Consider the following 16,406-nt stretch of genomic DNA (forward strand, 5'->3'; position numbering starts at 1 on the left):
AGTAGGGTTTCGGTCGAGCTGATCTCAATCGGTCTTGATTTGGGGTTAGTAAGAATCCAGGAGGGAGGTATGGGTTGTCATGCGGGAGTTGCAGCTCCCGCATTTCCAGTGAATCTGCTGAAGGCCTGAACGGAACCGTAACTCAGAATTCCGAGAGCTGGAGCATGGCCCGGTATAGGTCCTCCGACTGCGGCAGGATCTCGTCTTCGAGAATCGGCTGATAAGCGACAAAGGTGTCCTTTGCCGCAACCCGCTTCACGGGCGCGTCCAGGTGCTCAAAGAGTTCATCGGCAATGCGCGCAGCAATCTCGGCGCCGTAGCCCCAGCTCTGCGTGTCTTCATGCGCCACGATCACTCGGCTGGTCTTGCGCACCGACGCCGCCACCGCCTCCCAGTCGTATGGATTCAGCGTGCGCAAATCGAGAAGCTCGACTTTGAGTCCATGCTCGCGCTCCAGCCGTTGCCCCGCCTGCAGCGCCCGCGGCACCACCGCGCCGTAGGTCACGACCGTCAGGTCTTCCCCGTGCTGCACGACGCGGGCCTTTCCGAACGGCAGCATGAAATCCGGCCCCGGATAGGGTGCGCGTCCGAACGTTTCACGGTAGAGCCGCTTGTGCTCCAGGAACAGGACCGGGTCGTCACAACGGATGGCGGTGCGCAGCAGCCCGGCTGCGTCCAGCGCGTTCGACGGAAACACCACTCGCAATCCGGGAATGTGGGTGAAGATGCTCTCGCCGCATTGCGAGTGATAAATCGAGCCGCCAGTCAGGTACCCGCCAATGGCGACGCGTACCACCAGGGGGCACGAGAAAGCGTTGTTCGAACGCCACCGGATCAGCGGCATTTCATTGCGCAGTTGCTGCATCGCCGGCCAGATGTAGTCGAAGAACTGGATTTCCACCACCGGCTTCAGGCCCCTGGTGCCCATGCCGATCGCCCTTCCGATAATGTTGGCCTCGGCGAGAGGCGAATTGAACACGCGGTCGGAGCCGTATTCGCACTGCAGTCCGGACGTCAGCTTGAATACGCCGCCTTTGCCCTTAATCAGCTTTTGCTGCAGGTACTGCTCGCGCGAACAATCCGCCACGTCCTCGCCAAACATCACGATCCGTTCGTCGCGCCGCATCTCGTCCTTCAGCGTGGCGTTGATCAGGTCAGCCATGGTCTTGTCACCGGGCGCTGGCTTGCCGGGCTCGGCATGCGGGAACTGCGGCTGCGTGTGGAAGCTTTCGGAGCGTGGGTCGACATTCGGTGAGTACACGAAGTTGGTTACGCTCTTCGCTTCCGGGAATGCGGCGGTCGCGGCACGGTCGCTTGCTTCCTGCACTTCTTCCTCGACCTCCTTCTCCAGCTTGTTGATTCCCTCCTCGTCAAGGATGCCCTCACGCAGCAACAGCAGCTGCAAGCGCGTGATCGGATCGCGTTTAGCTTCGTCTTCACGCTCCGAAGTGGGCCGGTAGAGCCGCTCATCGTCGGACAACGAGTGTGAGTACGGACGGACGACGTGGCCGTGTACGAACGCCGGCCCGTTGCCGGCGCGGATGTACCCTGCCGCTTTGGTCATGGCTGCGTAACTCGCAATGGCGTCGGTGCCATCGATTTCGGCGAAATAAAAATTCGGAAAATTGGCTACCAGCCGCGAGATGTTGCCGCCGGGCGTTTGCACTTCGACTGGCACGGAAATCGCGTATTCGTTGTCTTCGACCAAGAACAGCAGCGGCAGCTTGCCCGTTGAGGCGGTGTTCATGGCCTCCCAGAATTCGCCTTCGCTGGTGGTGCCCTCTCCGCACGAGACGTACACCACTTCGTCGGGATGGAAGATGACATCCTTGAACTCGCGGTAATCGCCCCTCTTCTTTTTCGCCGCTTCTGGATGGCGAGTGAAGTAGCGTCCAGCCTCGGAGCAGCCCACCGCCTGGAGAAGCTGGGTGCCGGTCGGCGAGGACTGGGTGACGATATTCAGTTTCTTGCTGCCCCAGTGAGACGGCATTTGTCGCCCGCCCGACGCGGGATCCTCGGCGGCGCCCACGGCCTGCAGCAGCTGCTCGTACGGCGTCATGCCCAATGTCAGACATAGCGTGCGGTCGCGGTAATAGGGATAAAACCAGTCGTAGCCGCCCTTCAGCGCCATTCCTGCTGCGACGCCCAGGGCCTCGTGTCCGGCGCCGGAGATCTGGAAAAAAATCTTCTGCTGCCGTTTGAGCAGGATTTCGCGATCGTCCACACGCCGAGACATGAACATGAGGCGATACATGCGGACCAGTTGCTCCGCCGTCAGCCCTTCATAGCTGCGCTCGGGCTTGCTCTCGCGCCGCGCCGTCTTCGGCTCGGTTCTGGTAGTTGCCATGCGCGGTTCCTCAACCCCTTAGATGTGCCAGGCGACATTGTAAATGCCTGCGCAAACAGCGGATATACTCAATTGGATAGCGGGGGATTGCCGCCCGGTTACTTTCGTCAGATGTTAAAAATCAACAAGCGCGTTCCGGGAGATACGATCCGGCTGGTCATTTTCGACCTGGACGGCACCTTGGTCGATTCGCGTCTTGACCTTGCCAATTCCGTGAATGGCATGCTGCGTCATTTCGGCCGTCCCGAGTTGCCGCTGGAGGTTATCGCCAGCTATGTCGGCGACGGTGCACCCATGCTCGTCCGCCGCGCTTTGGGCGATCCAGAAGACGAGAAGTACCTGCGCGCCGCAATTGATTTTTTTCTCGCCTACTACCGCGAGCACAAGCTCGACACCACGGTCGTGTATCCCGGCATCATCGAAGCCTTGCGGGCCGTGCGCATTCCGGCCAATGGCGCCGGAAGTGAGCGTCGCATGGCCGTGCTTTCCAATAAGCCGGTGAACCCTTCGCGTGCGATCGTGGAAGCGCTCGGCTTGGCAGAATTTTTCACCCAGGTTTACGGCGGCAACAGCTTTCCCACCAAGAAGCCTGACCCGCTCGGGGCGCTGACTCTGGCGAAAGAAAACGAGGTAGAACCAGGCGACACGTTGATCGTCGGAGACTCTGATATCGACGTCCTCACCGCCCGCAATGCCGGCATGTGGAGTTGCGGCGTAAGCTACGGCTTTGCGCCGCATTCCCTCGAGCAAGCGCCACCAGACGTGTTGGTCACCTCACCCCACGAACTGCCGCTGGTATTTGAAAATCACCCGCCGGAAGGGGACGAATACGCCGAAATCCCCGGGATCACAGCATGATTTCCGTATTGCGAATTGTCGAACGTCGGCATTAGGCCATCATTCCTAATTTCTGCGATCCCGCAATTCTGTAATTCGGCAATCCCGGAATGCGTGGAGCGCGTTACAGCTTCCCATAGAACATCCTCGTCTCCTGTTCCAGTTTGACGATCCCATTCTTCTGATACTCGTCGAAGAGATTATCGATCGCTCCCAGCATGGGCGCAAAGTTCGGATGTCCGCGATGCGGCATGTAAGACGCCGACAGGATTCGTCCTGTCAGCCCCTTGCGATCGAATCGCTGCGAATTTTCGAACACTGCCTTCTGGAATTTATGGTCAGCGAAGAATTCCGGCAGCGAGTTCTTGTTCCACAGCGGCTTTACCTTGTGGTAGTCCACGCCGAAGCGCAGCAGCAACTGTTCGTAAGCGATCATGAACGGCGTGGCCTGCATGCGGCGCTCGTTCCACAGCAGCACCACCCATACGCCGGCTTTCCCGATGCGCGCGAATTCGCGGCGCGTTTCGTGTAAATCGAACCAGTGAAATGCCTGGGCCGCGGTAATGAAATCGACGAGCCCGGACTTGAGCGTGGTCGCTTCTGCCCGGCCAAGCACGGCCACAAAGTTGGCGCAGTCCCGCAGAGACTTCCGCGCCTCCTCCAGCATGGATGCGTTCGGCTCCACTCCGAACACGTGATTTCCGGCGTCGCAAAACAGGCGCGACAGAATTCCCGTTCCGCATCCGACATCGGCAATCACCGACTCCCGTTTCAGCCCGCATTCTCGCTGCATCGTCTTCAGCACCTGCGGCGGATAGCCGGGCCGGTACCGGGCATAGTCTTCCACTCGATTCGAGAATCGTTGGGTCGCGTCCATATCGATACTGTAGGCGCTCGCGCGCGCGATGATCCGCCTTCGATCTGCGCTTGCGCATTCGCGCCTTAACCCGCATTATTGCAGGTTCAAGAGTTCGTTTCGAGTGACGGCTGGAGAAAGACCGACGTGTCTTGTCCTGCCGAAACCGAAACTGAAACTGAAACCTTCAATGTCCACCAATTCGACCTTTGGCTTCACTCCTGCCGAACTGCGCAAGCTGCGCTCGCTGAAAACTCCGTATGGCGTCCAGAAGTTTCTCGATTCGCTCCCCTATCACTTGGAAGACACTTCGTGGTCACCACGCAGGGTCCTCCACGAGCGCACCGCGCATTGCCTGGAAGGCGCGATTTTTGCCGCTGCGGCGCTTCGAGTCATCGGCTTCCCCCCGCTGCTCTGGGACCTGGAAGCGGACCACGACACCGACCACGTTCTGGCGATTTTCAAAGTTCGTGGTCACTGGGGCGCGGTCGCCAAATCGAACTGGAGCGGCTGCCGATATCGGGAGCCCATTCATCGCAGCCTGCGCGAGCTGGCCTTGACCTTCTTCAACCTTTATTGCAACCGCCGCAAGCAGCGCACTCTCCGCCGCTACTCGCGCCCGGTCAACCTTGCTCGCTTTGACCACCTCCACTGGATGACCGCCGAAAAAGATCCCTGGTTCATCGCCGAATATCTGTGCGAGATTCCCCACTTCAAACTTGTGACCCCTGCCATGGCGAAGCATTTCCGCCCGGTCGATGATCGCCTTTTTCGCGCCGAATTGACCGACCACCGCTGGAAGTAACCGTGACGACGTCGCCACTCGCCGAGTACACCCGCCGCACCGCGGACCGCACCACTGAAGCCGCACGCCTCGACCGCCGCTCGGCCCTGCTTGGCAACATCAAGCTCGCCGCCGTAATCGCCTTCTTCGTCGCCGGCGCGTTTTACGTCAAGCAGCATTCCTTCTCGCCGTATTGGCTGCTCATCCCGGTGATCTCGTTTGCCGTCCTCGTTGTCGTACACGATCGCGTGATCAGGTCCAGGCAACGCAGCGAAAAAGCCGGCGATTATTACCGCCGCGGCCTGGCTCGGATCGAGGATCGCTGGTCCGGGGCGGGCGATCCCGGCGAAGAGTTCCGCTTACCTGATCACGTCTACGCTGAAGATCTTGACCTGTTTGGGCGCGGCAGCCTTTTCGAACTGCTCTGCACTGCCCGCACCCCCATGGGCCGACAGACCCTCGCCAATTGGCTCCTTGACGCCGCACCTGCCGAGGAAGTTCAGGCGCGCCAGAAATCAATCGACGAACTCCGCTTCCGTCTCGATTTTCGCGAAGACCTTGCCATCACCGGCGGCGACTTACCCTCGCCTCGCCGGCCCGAGTGGCTCGTGGAATGGGGCGAGTCGCCGATTGCCTTGCAAGGTCCGGCATTGCGCGTATTGGCTGCTTTACTGGCGTTGGCGGGGGTGGCAACGCTGGTCTATGGCGGCTTACACCGTGACTGGGTCCCGTTGCTGTTGGTCGTCGCCGCGACTTCTTTGATCGCCAACCGGCTACGGCACCGGGTTCACCTGGTGCTCGACGCCCTCAGCGCGGCTGCCGATGAACTCGCGCTCGTCTCTGCCCTCATGGCGCGCATTGAACGGGAACCCTTCACCACAGCCTGGCTTCGCGCTCGCGCCGCCGGACTGGCGAGTTCCGGCATGACTCCATCGCGCAGCCTGGCGCGGCTTCGCCAGCTCGCCGATCTCGCCAACAGCACCCATAACCTGTTCGTAAAATTAATCGATATCCCGCTGCTATACTCGGTCCAGGTTGCCTTCGCCGCCGAATCCTGGCGCCGGAAGCACGGCCGTTCGGTCGGACAGTGGCTGCGCGCGATGGGAGATGTCGAGGCGCTGGTCTCATTGTCTGCATACGCCTTCGAGCACCCATCGGATCCCTTCCCTGAATTTGTTCCCCAGCGTGTGCCTGGCCTGTTCGACGCCGAAGCGATCGGACATCCGCTCTTACCCGCTGCGGGCTGCGTTCGCAACCGGGTTTGTCTCGGCAACCCCACGCAACTGCTGCTGGTCAGCGGCTCCAACATGAGCGGCAAAAGCACGCTCATGCGCGCCATTGGCGTCAACGCGGTGCTCGCACAGGCGGGCGCGCCGGTCCGAGCCGCTCGCCTCACCATGTCCCCGGTGCGAATGGGAACTTCGATCCGCGTTACCGATTCGCTCCAGGCCGGCCGTTCTGGCTTCTACGCAGAGATTGTTCGCCTGCGTCAAGTAATGTCGCTTACCGAGGCCGGCAAGCCCGTGCTGTTCTTGCTCGACGAACTGCTGCACGGAACCAATTCTCACGATCGCAAGATCGGCGCGGAAGGAATCCTGCGCGCACTGCTGGAACGGAGAGCGATCGGGATCGCCACCACCCATGATCTTGCGCTCACCGCGATCGCTAATACTGCGCCGGATGGCCGGGTCCGCAACGCCCATTTTGAAGATCATGTCGAAGATGGCCGGATGCGGTTCGATTACATCCTGCGCGATGGCGTCGTCACCAAGAGCAACGCCCTGGAACTGATGCGCAGCATCGGCCTCGACGTTTAGTGATTCTGCGCGTTGCGACTGTTGGGACCGAAGCTCGCGTTATAATCAAGAGATATCTACCCGTCGAGATTGGTTTCTGTGGGCGCCAAACGCCGACGGAGCAAGGCCGGCCAGGTGTCTAAAAGAGCTTTCAATGGCTGATTTCAAGCTGGTTTCCGACTACAAGCCGCGGGGCGACCAGGAGAAGGCGATTGAGTCGCTGGGCCGCGGTGTCTTTGATGGCGACAAGCACCAGGTGCTGCTCGGCGTCACCGGCTCCGGCAAGACTTACACCATGGCCAAGGTCATCGAGCAGGTCAACCGTCCAACGCTCGTGCTCGCGCACAATAAGACGCTGGCGGCGCAGCTCTACCATGAATTCAAGAGCTTTTTCCCGCATAATGCGGTCGAATACTTTGTGTCGTATTACGACTATTACCAGCCGGAAGCCTACATTCCTGCCGCCGACGTCTATATCGAAAAAGAAGCCACGATCAACGACGAACTCGACAAGCTGCGCCTGTCGGCTACCAAGTCCCTGTTCGAGCGCCGTGACTGCATCATTGTCGCTTCCGTGAGCTGCATTTATGGCCTGGGCTCGCCGGAAGCCTATTACGGCATGCTGCTCTTCCTCGAAAAAGGGCAAAAAATCAAGCGCGAGGACATCCTCCGCAAGCTGGTCGAAATTCTTTACGAGCGCAACGATACCGATTTCCGCCGCGGCACCTTCCGCGTGCGTGGCGATGTCATCGAGATCTTCCCCACCTACGAGGACAATGCCTATCGCATCGAGCTCTGGGGAGATCAAGTCGAATCGCTCGCCCAGATCGATCCTCTCTTCGGCACGGTGAAGCAGAAGTACGCGCGGCTGCCGATTTATCCGAAAACGCATTACGTCATGAAACCGGAGACCAAGAATTCCGCCATCGAGTCCATCCTGAAGGAACTCGCCTGGTGGGAGGTCGAACTGGAAAAACAAGGCCGCCTGGTGGAATCACAACGCGTGCACCAGCGCACGCGCTTCGACGTCGAGATGATGAAGGAAGTCGGGTACTGCCACGGCATCGAAAATTACTCGCGCCATTTCACCGGGCGGTTGCCGGGCGAGCCTCCCCCCACGCTGCTCGATTATGTGTCGCGCGACTTCATGTTGTTCATCGACGAGTCGCACCAGACCATCCCGCAGCTGCACGGCATGTGGCACGGCGACCGCTCCCGCAAGGAAACGCTGATCGAGTACGGCTTTCGCCTGCCGTCGGCGCTCGATAATCGCCCCTTGACGTTCGAAGAATTCGAACACCGCGTCAACCAGGCAGTGTACGTGTCTGCGACGCCGGGCCCCTACGAACTTACAAAATCCGCCGGCGTGGTGGTCGAACAGATCATCCGGCCGACTGGATTGATCGACCCTGAAGTCGAAGTGCGTCCGGTCAAGGGGCAAATTGACGACCTGTTGCACGAGATCCGCGCACGTGTTGAGAATGGTGAGCGCGTGCTCGTCACCACGCTTACCAAGCGCATGGCTGAGGACCTGGCCGAATACTACAGTGAGGTCGGCGTGCGCTGTCGCTACATGCATTCCGAGATCGAGACTTTGGAGCGGGTAAAAATTCTGCGCGACCTGCGCAAGGGCGAGTTCGACGTTCTCATCGGCATCAACCTGTTGCGTGAAGGCCTCGACCTGCCGGAAGTCTCGCTGGTGGCCATTCTGGACGCCGACAAGGAAGGTTTTCTTCGTTCCGCGGGATCGCTCATCCAGACCATGGGCCGCTGCGCCCGCAACTTGCATGGGCGCGCTGTTCTCTACGCTGATCGCATGACCGACTCCATGAAGAAGGCGATGGACGAAACCATGCGCCGCCGCGCCATCCAGCAGGCTTATAACGAAGAGCACGGCATCACGCCTGAGTCCATCGTACGGCCCCTCGACATGTCGCTGGCGCACATCATCGAGGCCGATTACGTGGACGTGACCGAACAGGCCGAGGGCATTCCGGAATTCAAATCGCAGGAAGACCTGGATGCTTACATCGCAAAGCTGGAAGAGGAAATGCGCCAGGCCGCCAAGCGCTTCGAATTTGAAAAGGCCGCCAAGCTGCGCGACAGCATCCGCGAACTACGCACCAAGGAATTTCTCTTCGCGTCCTAGGCACAAGGCGGCGCGTTATTCGATTCCTAACAGCTTATCGATGATCTGCAACATTTCGCTTGGCGGCTTGCCCTTCACCATGAATCCATCCACCGTCGCCAGAACATCGGTTGGCATCTCGGAGACGCCGGTGAACAGAATGATCGGCACCTCAGGCTTCATGCGCTTCATCAGCGCCGAGACCGCCGTGCCGTCCCGCTCCGGCATGTTGTAATCGAGAATGACCGCGCTCACCGGCTGGGTGGCAAACCGTTGTAACCCTTCGTCAGGGCTAAATGCGCTGATCACCGCGTATCCGTGTTGCTGGAGGTACAGGGACCAGCCGGAAACGGCAACCTGGTTGTCGTCGACGCAGAGGATGGTGTGTTTTCTTCGCGGCATCGATCTTGCCAGCTGTTAGGCTCGCCCGAACACCGCCGCCGATGCCGCTTCCGGTTTATCGGTCTTGACGACTGCCGGTCCCAGTGCCGGCTTCGACTGGGGGATGGCCTGTGTGAGCTGCTCGGCTGATCGTACCACCTGCTCCACGATTTTCGCGCTCTGTCTAGCCTTTGTCGAATTTTGCCGCAAGTTGGCAGCGAGCTCTTGCACCGCGCCGGCGACGTGTTCAGTGCCCTGCACCTGCTCCGAGGAAGCCGCCGAAATAGCCTGTGCGAAGTCCGCCGTCTGGTGCAGCACGGTGGAGATGCCCGTGAAGGCTCGGTTTGCCTGTTCCATCAGTTGCGTGCCGTTGGCGGCGACGCGATTTCCTTCTTCCATTACGGATACCGCCTGGTTCCCTTCCGCCTGGATGGACTTCAGCAAGCTCACGATGTCGCGTGTCGTAGAACGCGAGTGCTCGGCCAGTTTTTTCAGTTCGGCGGACAGTACTTCGAGCGCATGGCTGCCCTGGTTGCCGCGCGACATCTCCACAATCGCGTTCTGTGCCAGCAGGTTGGTTTCGTGAATCAGGTTAATGATCTCGTAGATTTCCAGGGAGCGGTCGGCCAGCGATTTGATTTTCTCCGCTGTTGCCTGCATGGAGACGCGAACCCGCTGCATGCCTTCCGCGGTGTCCCGTACCGCCCGGCTTCCCTGCTCGGAAAGATCGAGCGCGCGTTTTGCTGCATCGGCAGTGGCCGAGGCATGGGTGGAGACCCGCTGCGTACTCTGGCTGAGCTCCGCGATGGCGGCGGCAGCATCCATCGTCGCTTGCTCCTGCTGCGCCGCGCCATTGGCCATTTCGGTGGCCGCAGTCGAGACCTGTGCTGCCGAGGTCGCGATATCGCTGCTCGCGGTTCGCACTCGCTCGATGCGCCGAGCGTAATTGTCCGCCAGCGCATTGAACGATTCGACCACCGCTGTCAGAAACGGATGCGAGGGGTCCGCGGCGCGGGCCGACAACTCACCACGTGACACGTGGTTGATCACTTTTTCCAGTTCCGCCAAGTCCGACCGCAGCAGTTCTTCTCCGGTTTTGATGGCCGCCGACTGGGCAACCAGCTCCGCCAACCGATTCCAGTTTTCCGCAATCAGGCCGAAATCGTCCGAGGTGATGGTGGCGCGCGTCTCGTAATCCCCGGCGACCATCTTTTCTGAAATCTCCAGCAATTCGCTGGTCGGCTTCACCACGGTGCGGCCAAGCTTTACCAGCAGCACAATGCTGCTCACCAGGACCAGCAACAGCGCCGTCAGGAATTCCAGTCCCGCCACTTGCGGCAGCGCGCCAAAGTCCAGCACTGACAGTCCGCCCGAACGCGAGCCCGCCGCATAAGCGAGCAGCAGAATGACCAACAGCGCGCCGGCATTAAACCCGACCAGCGACCACACACGCGACTTCACTCGGTCCTTCACAAAATTCTCCGGAACAAATTTCGGAAATCACACCGATGGCTGAAGAGATTGACCAGTGTACTGTACCCAACTATAGCGGTCGCGGGAAACGGATTTTAGGACATGCACCTCAGCGTGCAGCAGCGAGAGGCGAAGCAGAAGATTGCATCTCAGAGTGAGACTTGACTGACTTTGCGGCGAGCTTGACTTCTGACTCCAGAGAGCTGAACCGCTGCACAATGTCGTGAATGCGCAGCGCCATGGTGTGAATGGTCGCCAGTTGGTCGCGGACTTCGGCGGAAAATGCGCCCGGCTCCAGCAGCATGAGTTCTGCGTTTCCCAGCACCGAGGTGAGCGCGTTATTCAGAGTATGGCGCATATCGAGCATGTAGCGGCCCAGCATGGCGTGGCCTTCGGCTTGAGTCATAGCCTGTTCGGCGCGGCGGGCATGTGCGTTCGCATCCAAACGCCGCAGAGTTTCGGTGGCGAGCGCCACCAGCACCTCGACCCAGCCTTCATGTTCGCGTACCAGCATCATTCGCGGATACTCGTTGCGAACGTGCTGCAAATCCATCCCTTCGCTAACCAGCAAGATCGCAGGTTTACCGGATTCCTCCACCGCCTTGAACAGCGGCGCGACCACTTGTTTCACGCCGGCGATCACCGCCACATGACAAGACGCCAGCAGCGACTCGCTCCAAGCCGGCGTCGTCATCAGGAGAAATGAAGGCAGGCTGCGCTCACTCTGCCAGCGCGCCATGATGGTGGGCGCGAATTCCGGCTCGTCCGAGACGATCAGTACCGATGCTTGCGACACGTTGCGGCTCCCGCGGGCGCTGTTTGGCTACCCGACAAAAACAATGCACGAAAAACTCCAAACGCCGTCTTGCGTATGTCGCTGAAAACAAGAGAGTAGTGGTGCGTCCATAACGCCGATTCCGTCTCACCCTGAAACTCAGTCTCAACTGTAACGGTAACCAGGCCCAGTTGATCGCCAACAACTGATATGGCATGGATGGCGGTGAATCCGTTGGGCGTCCCGCGCGGCCACACGAGCTAATTGCTCTGCATGGCAGCAGCGGCCGAGGCCTGTGCTCCGGCTGCCTCGATGTGATAGCGCTTCAGCTTGCGGTAGAGGGTGGCGCGGCTGATGCCAAGCATCTTGCCGGCAAGCGCCTTGTCCCCTCCTACCTGCTGAAACACACGCTCGATGGTCTGGCGCTCGATGTCTTCCAGGTCAGTGGAATTCGGCGCCGCCGCGGACGGCATCGCTGAAGGCGCTTCTGCCGGCACTGGAAGCGACGGACCGGTCATACGAATAGCCGCCGGCAGATCCTGTACATCAATGGTTCTGTGGTTGCCAAGAGCAATAGCGCGCTCGATGCAATTCTCCAACTCGCGCACATTACCCGGCCAATCGTACTGGAACAGGCAATGCATAGCCGCAGGGGTGACCGTGACATTTTCTTCTGGCGCATAGCGGGCCAGAAAGGAACGCACCAGGCACACCATGTCGGACTTGCGCTCCCGCAATGCCGGCAGATGAATGGTGACCACGTTCAGCCGGAAGTAAAGGTCCTTGCGGAAGGTTCCGTTGCGGTAAGCCGCCTCGAGGTCGCGGTTGGTGGCGGCAATGACGCGCACGTCCACCCTAACCTTGTCGTTACTACCCACCGGTCGAACTTCTTTCTCCTGCAGGACGCGCAGCAGTTTTGCCTGCATCTCCAGCGGCAGCTCGCCAATTTCGTCGAGAAAGATGGTACCGGTATTGGCCGCCTGGAACAGGCCCTGCTTGGATTTCATCGCGCCGGTGAAGGCGCCCTTTTCATAGCCGAAAAGCTCGCTTTCGATCAGCGTCGGAACCAGGGAACCGCAGTCGACCGCCACGAATGGGCGCTTCTGGAAGGAACCGCGGAAATGGATGGCGCGCGCGACCAATTCCTTTCCCGTGCCGCTTTCACCGGCGATCAACACCGGGGTGCGGGTGTCCTTCAGTCGCGAGACCATGCGCAGCACGTCCTGGATCTTCGCCGAGGAGCCGTCAATGACGTTGAGCTCCTGCTCGTTGCTGACGCGGTCGCGAAGGTATTCATTTTCCGAAACCAGGCGCACTTTTTCTTTCATGCGTTGCAGGACCAGCTTCAGTTGCCCGGCGCCGAAGGGCTTGGTGATGTAGTCGTAGGCGCCCAGCTTCATCGCTTCCACCGCCGATTCAATGGAACCATGGCCGGTGATGATGGCGACCTCGGTGCGCGGCAGCATGGACTTGATCTGTCGCAGCAGATCGTCGCCGCTCATCGCGCCAAGCTGCCGATCGAGCACGATGATATCCGGCGACTCCGATTCCAGGTACGCCAGCGCCGCCTCGGCGCTTTCCGCTTCGGCGCATTCAAACCCGAGCGAAGCGCCAATGGTCATGCATAGCTTGCGGATGCTCTGCTCGTCATCCACGATGAGGAAACGAACGCGAAAATCGTCTGTCATTTCGGGCCCCCGAAAATTTTTTCGACCATACCGATCAGCTGCTGCACGCGAAACGGCTTTTCCACGCAGGGCGCTCCGGTCCGGCGCAAGGCCGCCGCTGTTTCTTCGTTCACAATATCGCCGGTAATGAAAATCACACGCGTGGCCAGCTCCGGCTTGTGGCTGGCAATCCAGGCGTGAACATCGGCGCCGTCCACGCCGCCGGGTGTGCGCATGTCAGATACCACTCCCAGAAAGTCTTCGCGCGCGAGCATGAGCAACGCGTCCGCCCCCGTCCCTACGGGCACGACGCCGTAGCCGGCCCGCTCCAGGGCGGCCTTCACGAAGGAAAGAACGGCGGGCTCGTCCTCAATGACCAACACCGGATGCTTGCCGTCGTTCGCAATCATCGTGTGCCTCCCGATGCAGAAGCGGCGGCGTCCAGGGGAAGGCGGACAATGAAGGTGGCGCCGTATCCATCATCATTGTTCCGGCAAAGGATTTCGCCGCCGTGCTCGCGCACGATGCCGTAACAGATGCTGAGGCCAAGGCCGGTTCCCTTGCCGACTTCCTTGGTGGTGAAGAAGGGATCGAAGATGCGGTCGGGATAGGCGATGCCGTGGCCGTTATCGCGGAAGTGCGCCTCGGCGAAGCCGTTCACACAGGCGGTGGAAATCTCGATGCGCCCCTTCCGCCCGGTTTCGCGCACCGCGTCGTAGGCATTGTTCAGAATGTTGAGGAAGACCTGCTGCAACTGGTGGGCATCGCCGATGACTTCCGGAATCCGCTCATTGAAGTGCTCTACCACTTCGACCCCATGGCTGGCGAAATCATAGGCGCGCAGCGCGAGGGTGCGGCGCGCGATGACGCTTAAGCGAAGGGCGTCGCGCTGCGGCGGCATCTGGCGCGCGAAGCTGAGCAGGTTCTGCACGATCTGTTTGGTGCGCTGCGCTTCCTGCAGGATCACGCGCAAATCTTCCTTGGCATGCGGCGGAATTTCTGGGCTCTCCAGCAGTAGGTCGGTGAAGCCCAGCACCGCCGTCAGCGGATTGTTGACCTCGTGGGCGACGCCGGAGACAAGCTGGCCCACGGCGGCCATCTTCTCGGTGTGCATGAGCTTGGCCTGCAGCATGGCGGCATCGGTGATGTCGGTCATCACTACGACAATGCTATTGACGTTGCCGGCCTCGTCCCGCATGGGACTGAGGTTAATCGAGAACTGCCCTCCCCTGCCCTGCCCCAGCAGGACCGGCAACTCCATGTTGTCCGCCTGGCCGCCCGCCAGTGTTCCATTCAGGGCTTCGAGCAGCGCCTGGCGCCGGCCGGGTGGAACCAGCTCGACCAGTTTGTGGCCAAGCAAGTCTTCCTGCGTGTAACCGCCTGCTTCGAAGCAGCGCTTGTTGGCGTAGCTGATCAGCCCGGCGGTATCCACCACCAGAATCATGCTCTGGGTGTTGTTGAGGATCTTGTTGTTGAAGTCTCGCTGGCGCTGCAATTCCGACTGGAAGTTCTTCAGCTCCGTGATGTCGAGCATCAGCCCGCGATATTGAACCACCTTGCCTTGCGCATCGCGAACGGCGAAAGCGTTTTGCAGGCTGTAGATGAGCGAGCCGTCCTTGCGGCGCAGGGTCTCCTCAAAATTGCGCACCACGCCCCTGGAGTTGATTTCTCTTACGAAATGATCGCGCTGCTCCGGCGAGACGTAGAGCTGGCTGCTAATGTCGATCTGCAGCAGGTCTTCGCGGTTATCGTAGCCGAGCATGCGGACCAGAGCGTCGTTCACCTCGATGAAGCGCCCCTCGGGCGTCGAGAAAAACAAGCCCTCCTGGATGGTGTCGAAGAGCTCGCGGTAACGGCGCTCGGCCTCACGGCGGTCGGTAATATCCTTGAGCACGTGAATGGTCTGCATGCCTTCGTTCGCAGCCCCGTGAATGCGTGAAGTCGAGACCAGGTACGTCCGGTCAAGCACCGGGTGAACGTAGTCATCGGCGAGGTCGAATCCGGCGCGACAGAAAGGACAAGGCGCGGTGCTTTGGTCGGCGGCCATGGCAACCAGCGCCCGCACGCTGACTCCGATCAACTCCGATGGCCGCACCCCGATGAAGTCGGCCAGCGACTTATTGACGCGCAGCACGCGATACGACTCATCGTGCACCACAATCAGGTCGGTGATGGCGTCGAAGATCTCCATCCAGTGCCGGTTCGCCTGGTCCATGCGCGTGAACCAGCGCGCGTTTTCCAGGGCCACGGCAGCGTGGGACGCCAGCGCCTTCAGCAGATGACGATCATCGTGCGACAGCGGTCCGCCACAATCACTGAGGCACAACAGCCCGATAAACTCCCCGCCACCGCCGGTGAGACGAGCGATGGTGAGGTCCTTCCAGCCAAGCGTCGCGGCAACGGAATCTCCCAACACTCCGGCGGCTGTACCGCAAAACACCGGGTCCAAATGCTGGCTGGCGAAGTCGCCGAGTGCCACGTCAAAGCGATGATGCGATGCCGAATCGTGTCGCGCGCCAGGATCGTAAAGAACGACCGTATCCAAGTGCTTGCCCTGAACGATGGCGAGCGCCGCCGCGCGCGCGCCCAGCATCGCAGCCGCCCTCACCGTGAAATTCTCCATGAATTGCGGCAGCCGTACTGTGGAATTGAACTCCAGGGCTGCCGACATCAAGTTTTCCGATCGGCGGCGGTGCTGGTCGGCGGCGTAGAGGTTGGAAGTTGCTTCCAGCACGACGGCTGCCTCTGACCCCAGAGTGGTGGCACGGTGGAGGTCTTCGGCGGCGATGTTGCCGCCATCCATACGGTCAAGCAGGCCGGCAATGCCTAACGGCTGGCGGTTCGAGCCGAGTAGCGGTATGACGAGGCACTGCGTCGAATTTAGTGAAGAGAAGGGATCAGTCAGACCTTCGGCCCACTGGCTGAGGTCGGTGGTCCAAAAAGGCTCGTCGGTGGCCTGGACCCGGCGTTCGAGCAAGTGCGGCAGTGGCGCGCGCACTGGGCGGGCCTTTCCGTCTTCAGCAATCCACCGGATTTCGTAAGTTGCCCCGTCTGCGAGCGCGATAAAGGCCCGGGCGAATCGGAGATATTCGGTGGCACGCAGGACGAAGTTTTCCAGGTATTCGTCCAACATTTCCCCCCGCCGTCGCTCTGACGCTACAAGGCCCTCCGCGCGTGCGGACGAGAGGGCCACCGGCTTTTCCCCAGTTTGCATGGACGGAGCTGTAGGTGCTTGTCGCTCAGAGAGAACCATGTAATCTCAATTTGAGTCAAGACAAATGGAGGCGCAGTACCAAAGTCGCAATCTCAGCGTGAGACCCTACTTGAAGCCCGATTCGTCCGAAGTTGAGACTGCATCCCTT

At 60.2% G+C, this 16,406-nt stretch carries 12 protein-coding genes; 4 read left to right on the plus strand and 8 right to left on the minus strand.

Translation table 11 applies throughout. The features are described 5' to 3' along the window. Window positions 1-142: 142 nt before the first annotated feature. The gene (locus tag VFI82_09165) at window positions 143-2,347 is read right to left on the minus strand and encodes a dehydrogenase E1 component subunit alpha/beta (protein ID HET7184845.1); all 2,205 of its coding nucleotides are present in this window, start codon (window positions 2,345-2,347) and stop codon (window positions 143-145) included. 111 nt (window positions 2,348-2,458) lie between these two features. On the opposite strand from VFI82_09165, the gene VFI82_09170 reads away from it, so the two are divergent. Then, window positions 2,459-3,205 carry an HAD-IA family hydrolase gene (locus tag VFI82_09170; GenBank protein ID HET7184846.1) on the plus strand — a complete coding sequence of 249 codons (747 nt, stop codon included), beginning with the start codon at window positions 2,459-2,461 and terminating at the stop codon, window positions 3,203-3,205. Window positions 3,206-3,308: 103 nt separating this feature from the next. Here the strand turns inward: VFI82_09170 and VFI82_09175 are convergent, their stop codons facing one another. Continuing rightward, on the minus strand, window positions 3,309-4,061 hold the full coding sequence (locus tag VFI82_09175) for a class I SAM-dependent methyltransferase (protein HET7184847.1): 753 nt from the start codon (window positions 4,059-4,061) through the stop codon (window positions 3,309-3,311). A 169-nt stretch (window positions 4,062-4,230) separates the two neighbouring features. Between VFI82_09175 and VFI82_09180 the strand changes: the two genes are divergently transcribed. The 3 genes from VFI82_09180 (at window position 4,231) to uvrB (ending at window position 8,769) form a co-directional block, all read left to right on the plus strand. After that, entirely contained in the window at window positions 4,231-4,845 is a 615-nt protein-coding gene (locus VFI82_09180) for a hypothetical protein (GenBank protein HET7184848.1), read from the plus strand. Window positions 4,846-4,847: 2 nt separating this feature from the next. Continuing rightward, complete coding sequence (locus tag VFI82_09185) at window positions 4,848-6,641, plus strand: mismatch repair protein (protein ID HET7184849.1); 1,794 nt, start codon at window positions 4,848-4,850, stop codon at window positions 6,639-6,641. A 133-nt stretch (window positions 6,642-6,774) separates the two neighbouring features. Beyond that, entirely contained in the window at window positions 6,775-8,769 is a 1,995-nt protein-coding gene (gene uvrB / locus VFI82_09190; protein HET7184850.1) for an excinuclease ABC subunit UvrB, read from the plus strand. Between the two features lie 15 nt (window positions 8,770-8,784). On the opposite strand, the gene VFI82_09195 is transcribed toward uvrB, so the two are convergent. From VFI82_09195 to VFI82_09220, 6 genes are all read right to left on the minus strand, one after another. After that, window positions 8,785-9,150: a response regulator gene (locus VFI82_09195; GenBank protein ID HET7184851.1), complete on the minus strand. Its 366-nt coding sequence runs from the start codon at window positions 9,148-9,150 to the stop codon at window positions 8,785-8,787. A 15-nt stretch (window positions 9,151-9,165) separates the two neighbouring features. Beyond that, window positions 9,166-10,602: a methyl-accepting chemotaxis protein gene (locus tag VFI82_09200; protein HET7184852.1), complete on the minus strand. Its 1,437-nt coding sequence runs from the start codon at window positions 10,600-10,602 to the stop codon at window positions 9,166-9,168. Window positions 10,603-10,711: 109 nt separating this feature from the next. After that, window positions 10,712-11,398, minus strand: coding sequence for a histidine kinase dimerization/phospho-acceptor domain-containing protein (locus VFI82_09205; protein ID HET7184853.1), 687 nt, complete (start codon window positions 11,396-11,398; stop codon window positions 10,712-10,714). Window positions 11,399-11,637: 239 nt separating this feature from the next. Continuing rightward, window positions 11,638-13,065 carry a sigma-54 dependent transcriptional regulator gene (locus VFI82_09210; GenBank protein ID HET7184854.1) on the minus strand — a complete coding sequence of 476 codons (1,428 nt, stop codon included), beginning with the start codon at window positions 13,063-13,065 and terminating at the stop codon, window positions 11,638-11,640. Continuing rightward, a complete protein-coding gene (locus VFI82_09215; protein ID HET7184855.1) occupies window positions 13,062-13,454 on the minus strand; it encodes a response regulator in 393 nt (130 codons plus the stop codon). Before VFI82_09215 ends, VFI82_09210 begins: the two co-directional genes overlap by 4 nt. After that, window positions 13,451-16,177, minus strand: coding sequence for a PAS domain S-box protein (locus VFI82_09220; protein HET7184856.1), 2,727 nt, complete (start codon window positions 16,175-16,177; stop codon window positions 13,451-13,453). Before VFI82_09220 ends, VFI82_09215 begins: the two co-directional genes overlap by 4 nt. Between the last annotated feature and the right edge of the window lie 229 nt (window positions 16,178-16,406).

This window comes from Terriglobales bacterium (assembly GCA_035691485.1).
Taxonomy (GTDB): Bacteria; Acidobacteriota; Terriglobia; order Terriglobales; family Acidobacteriaceae; genus JAIQGF01.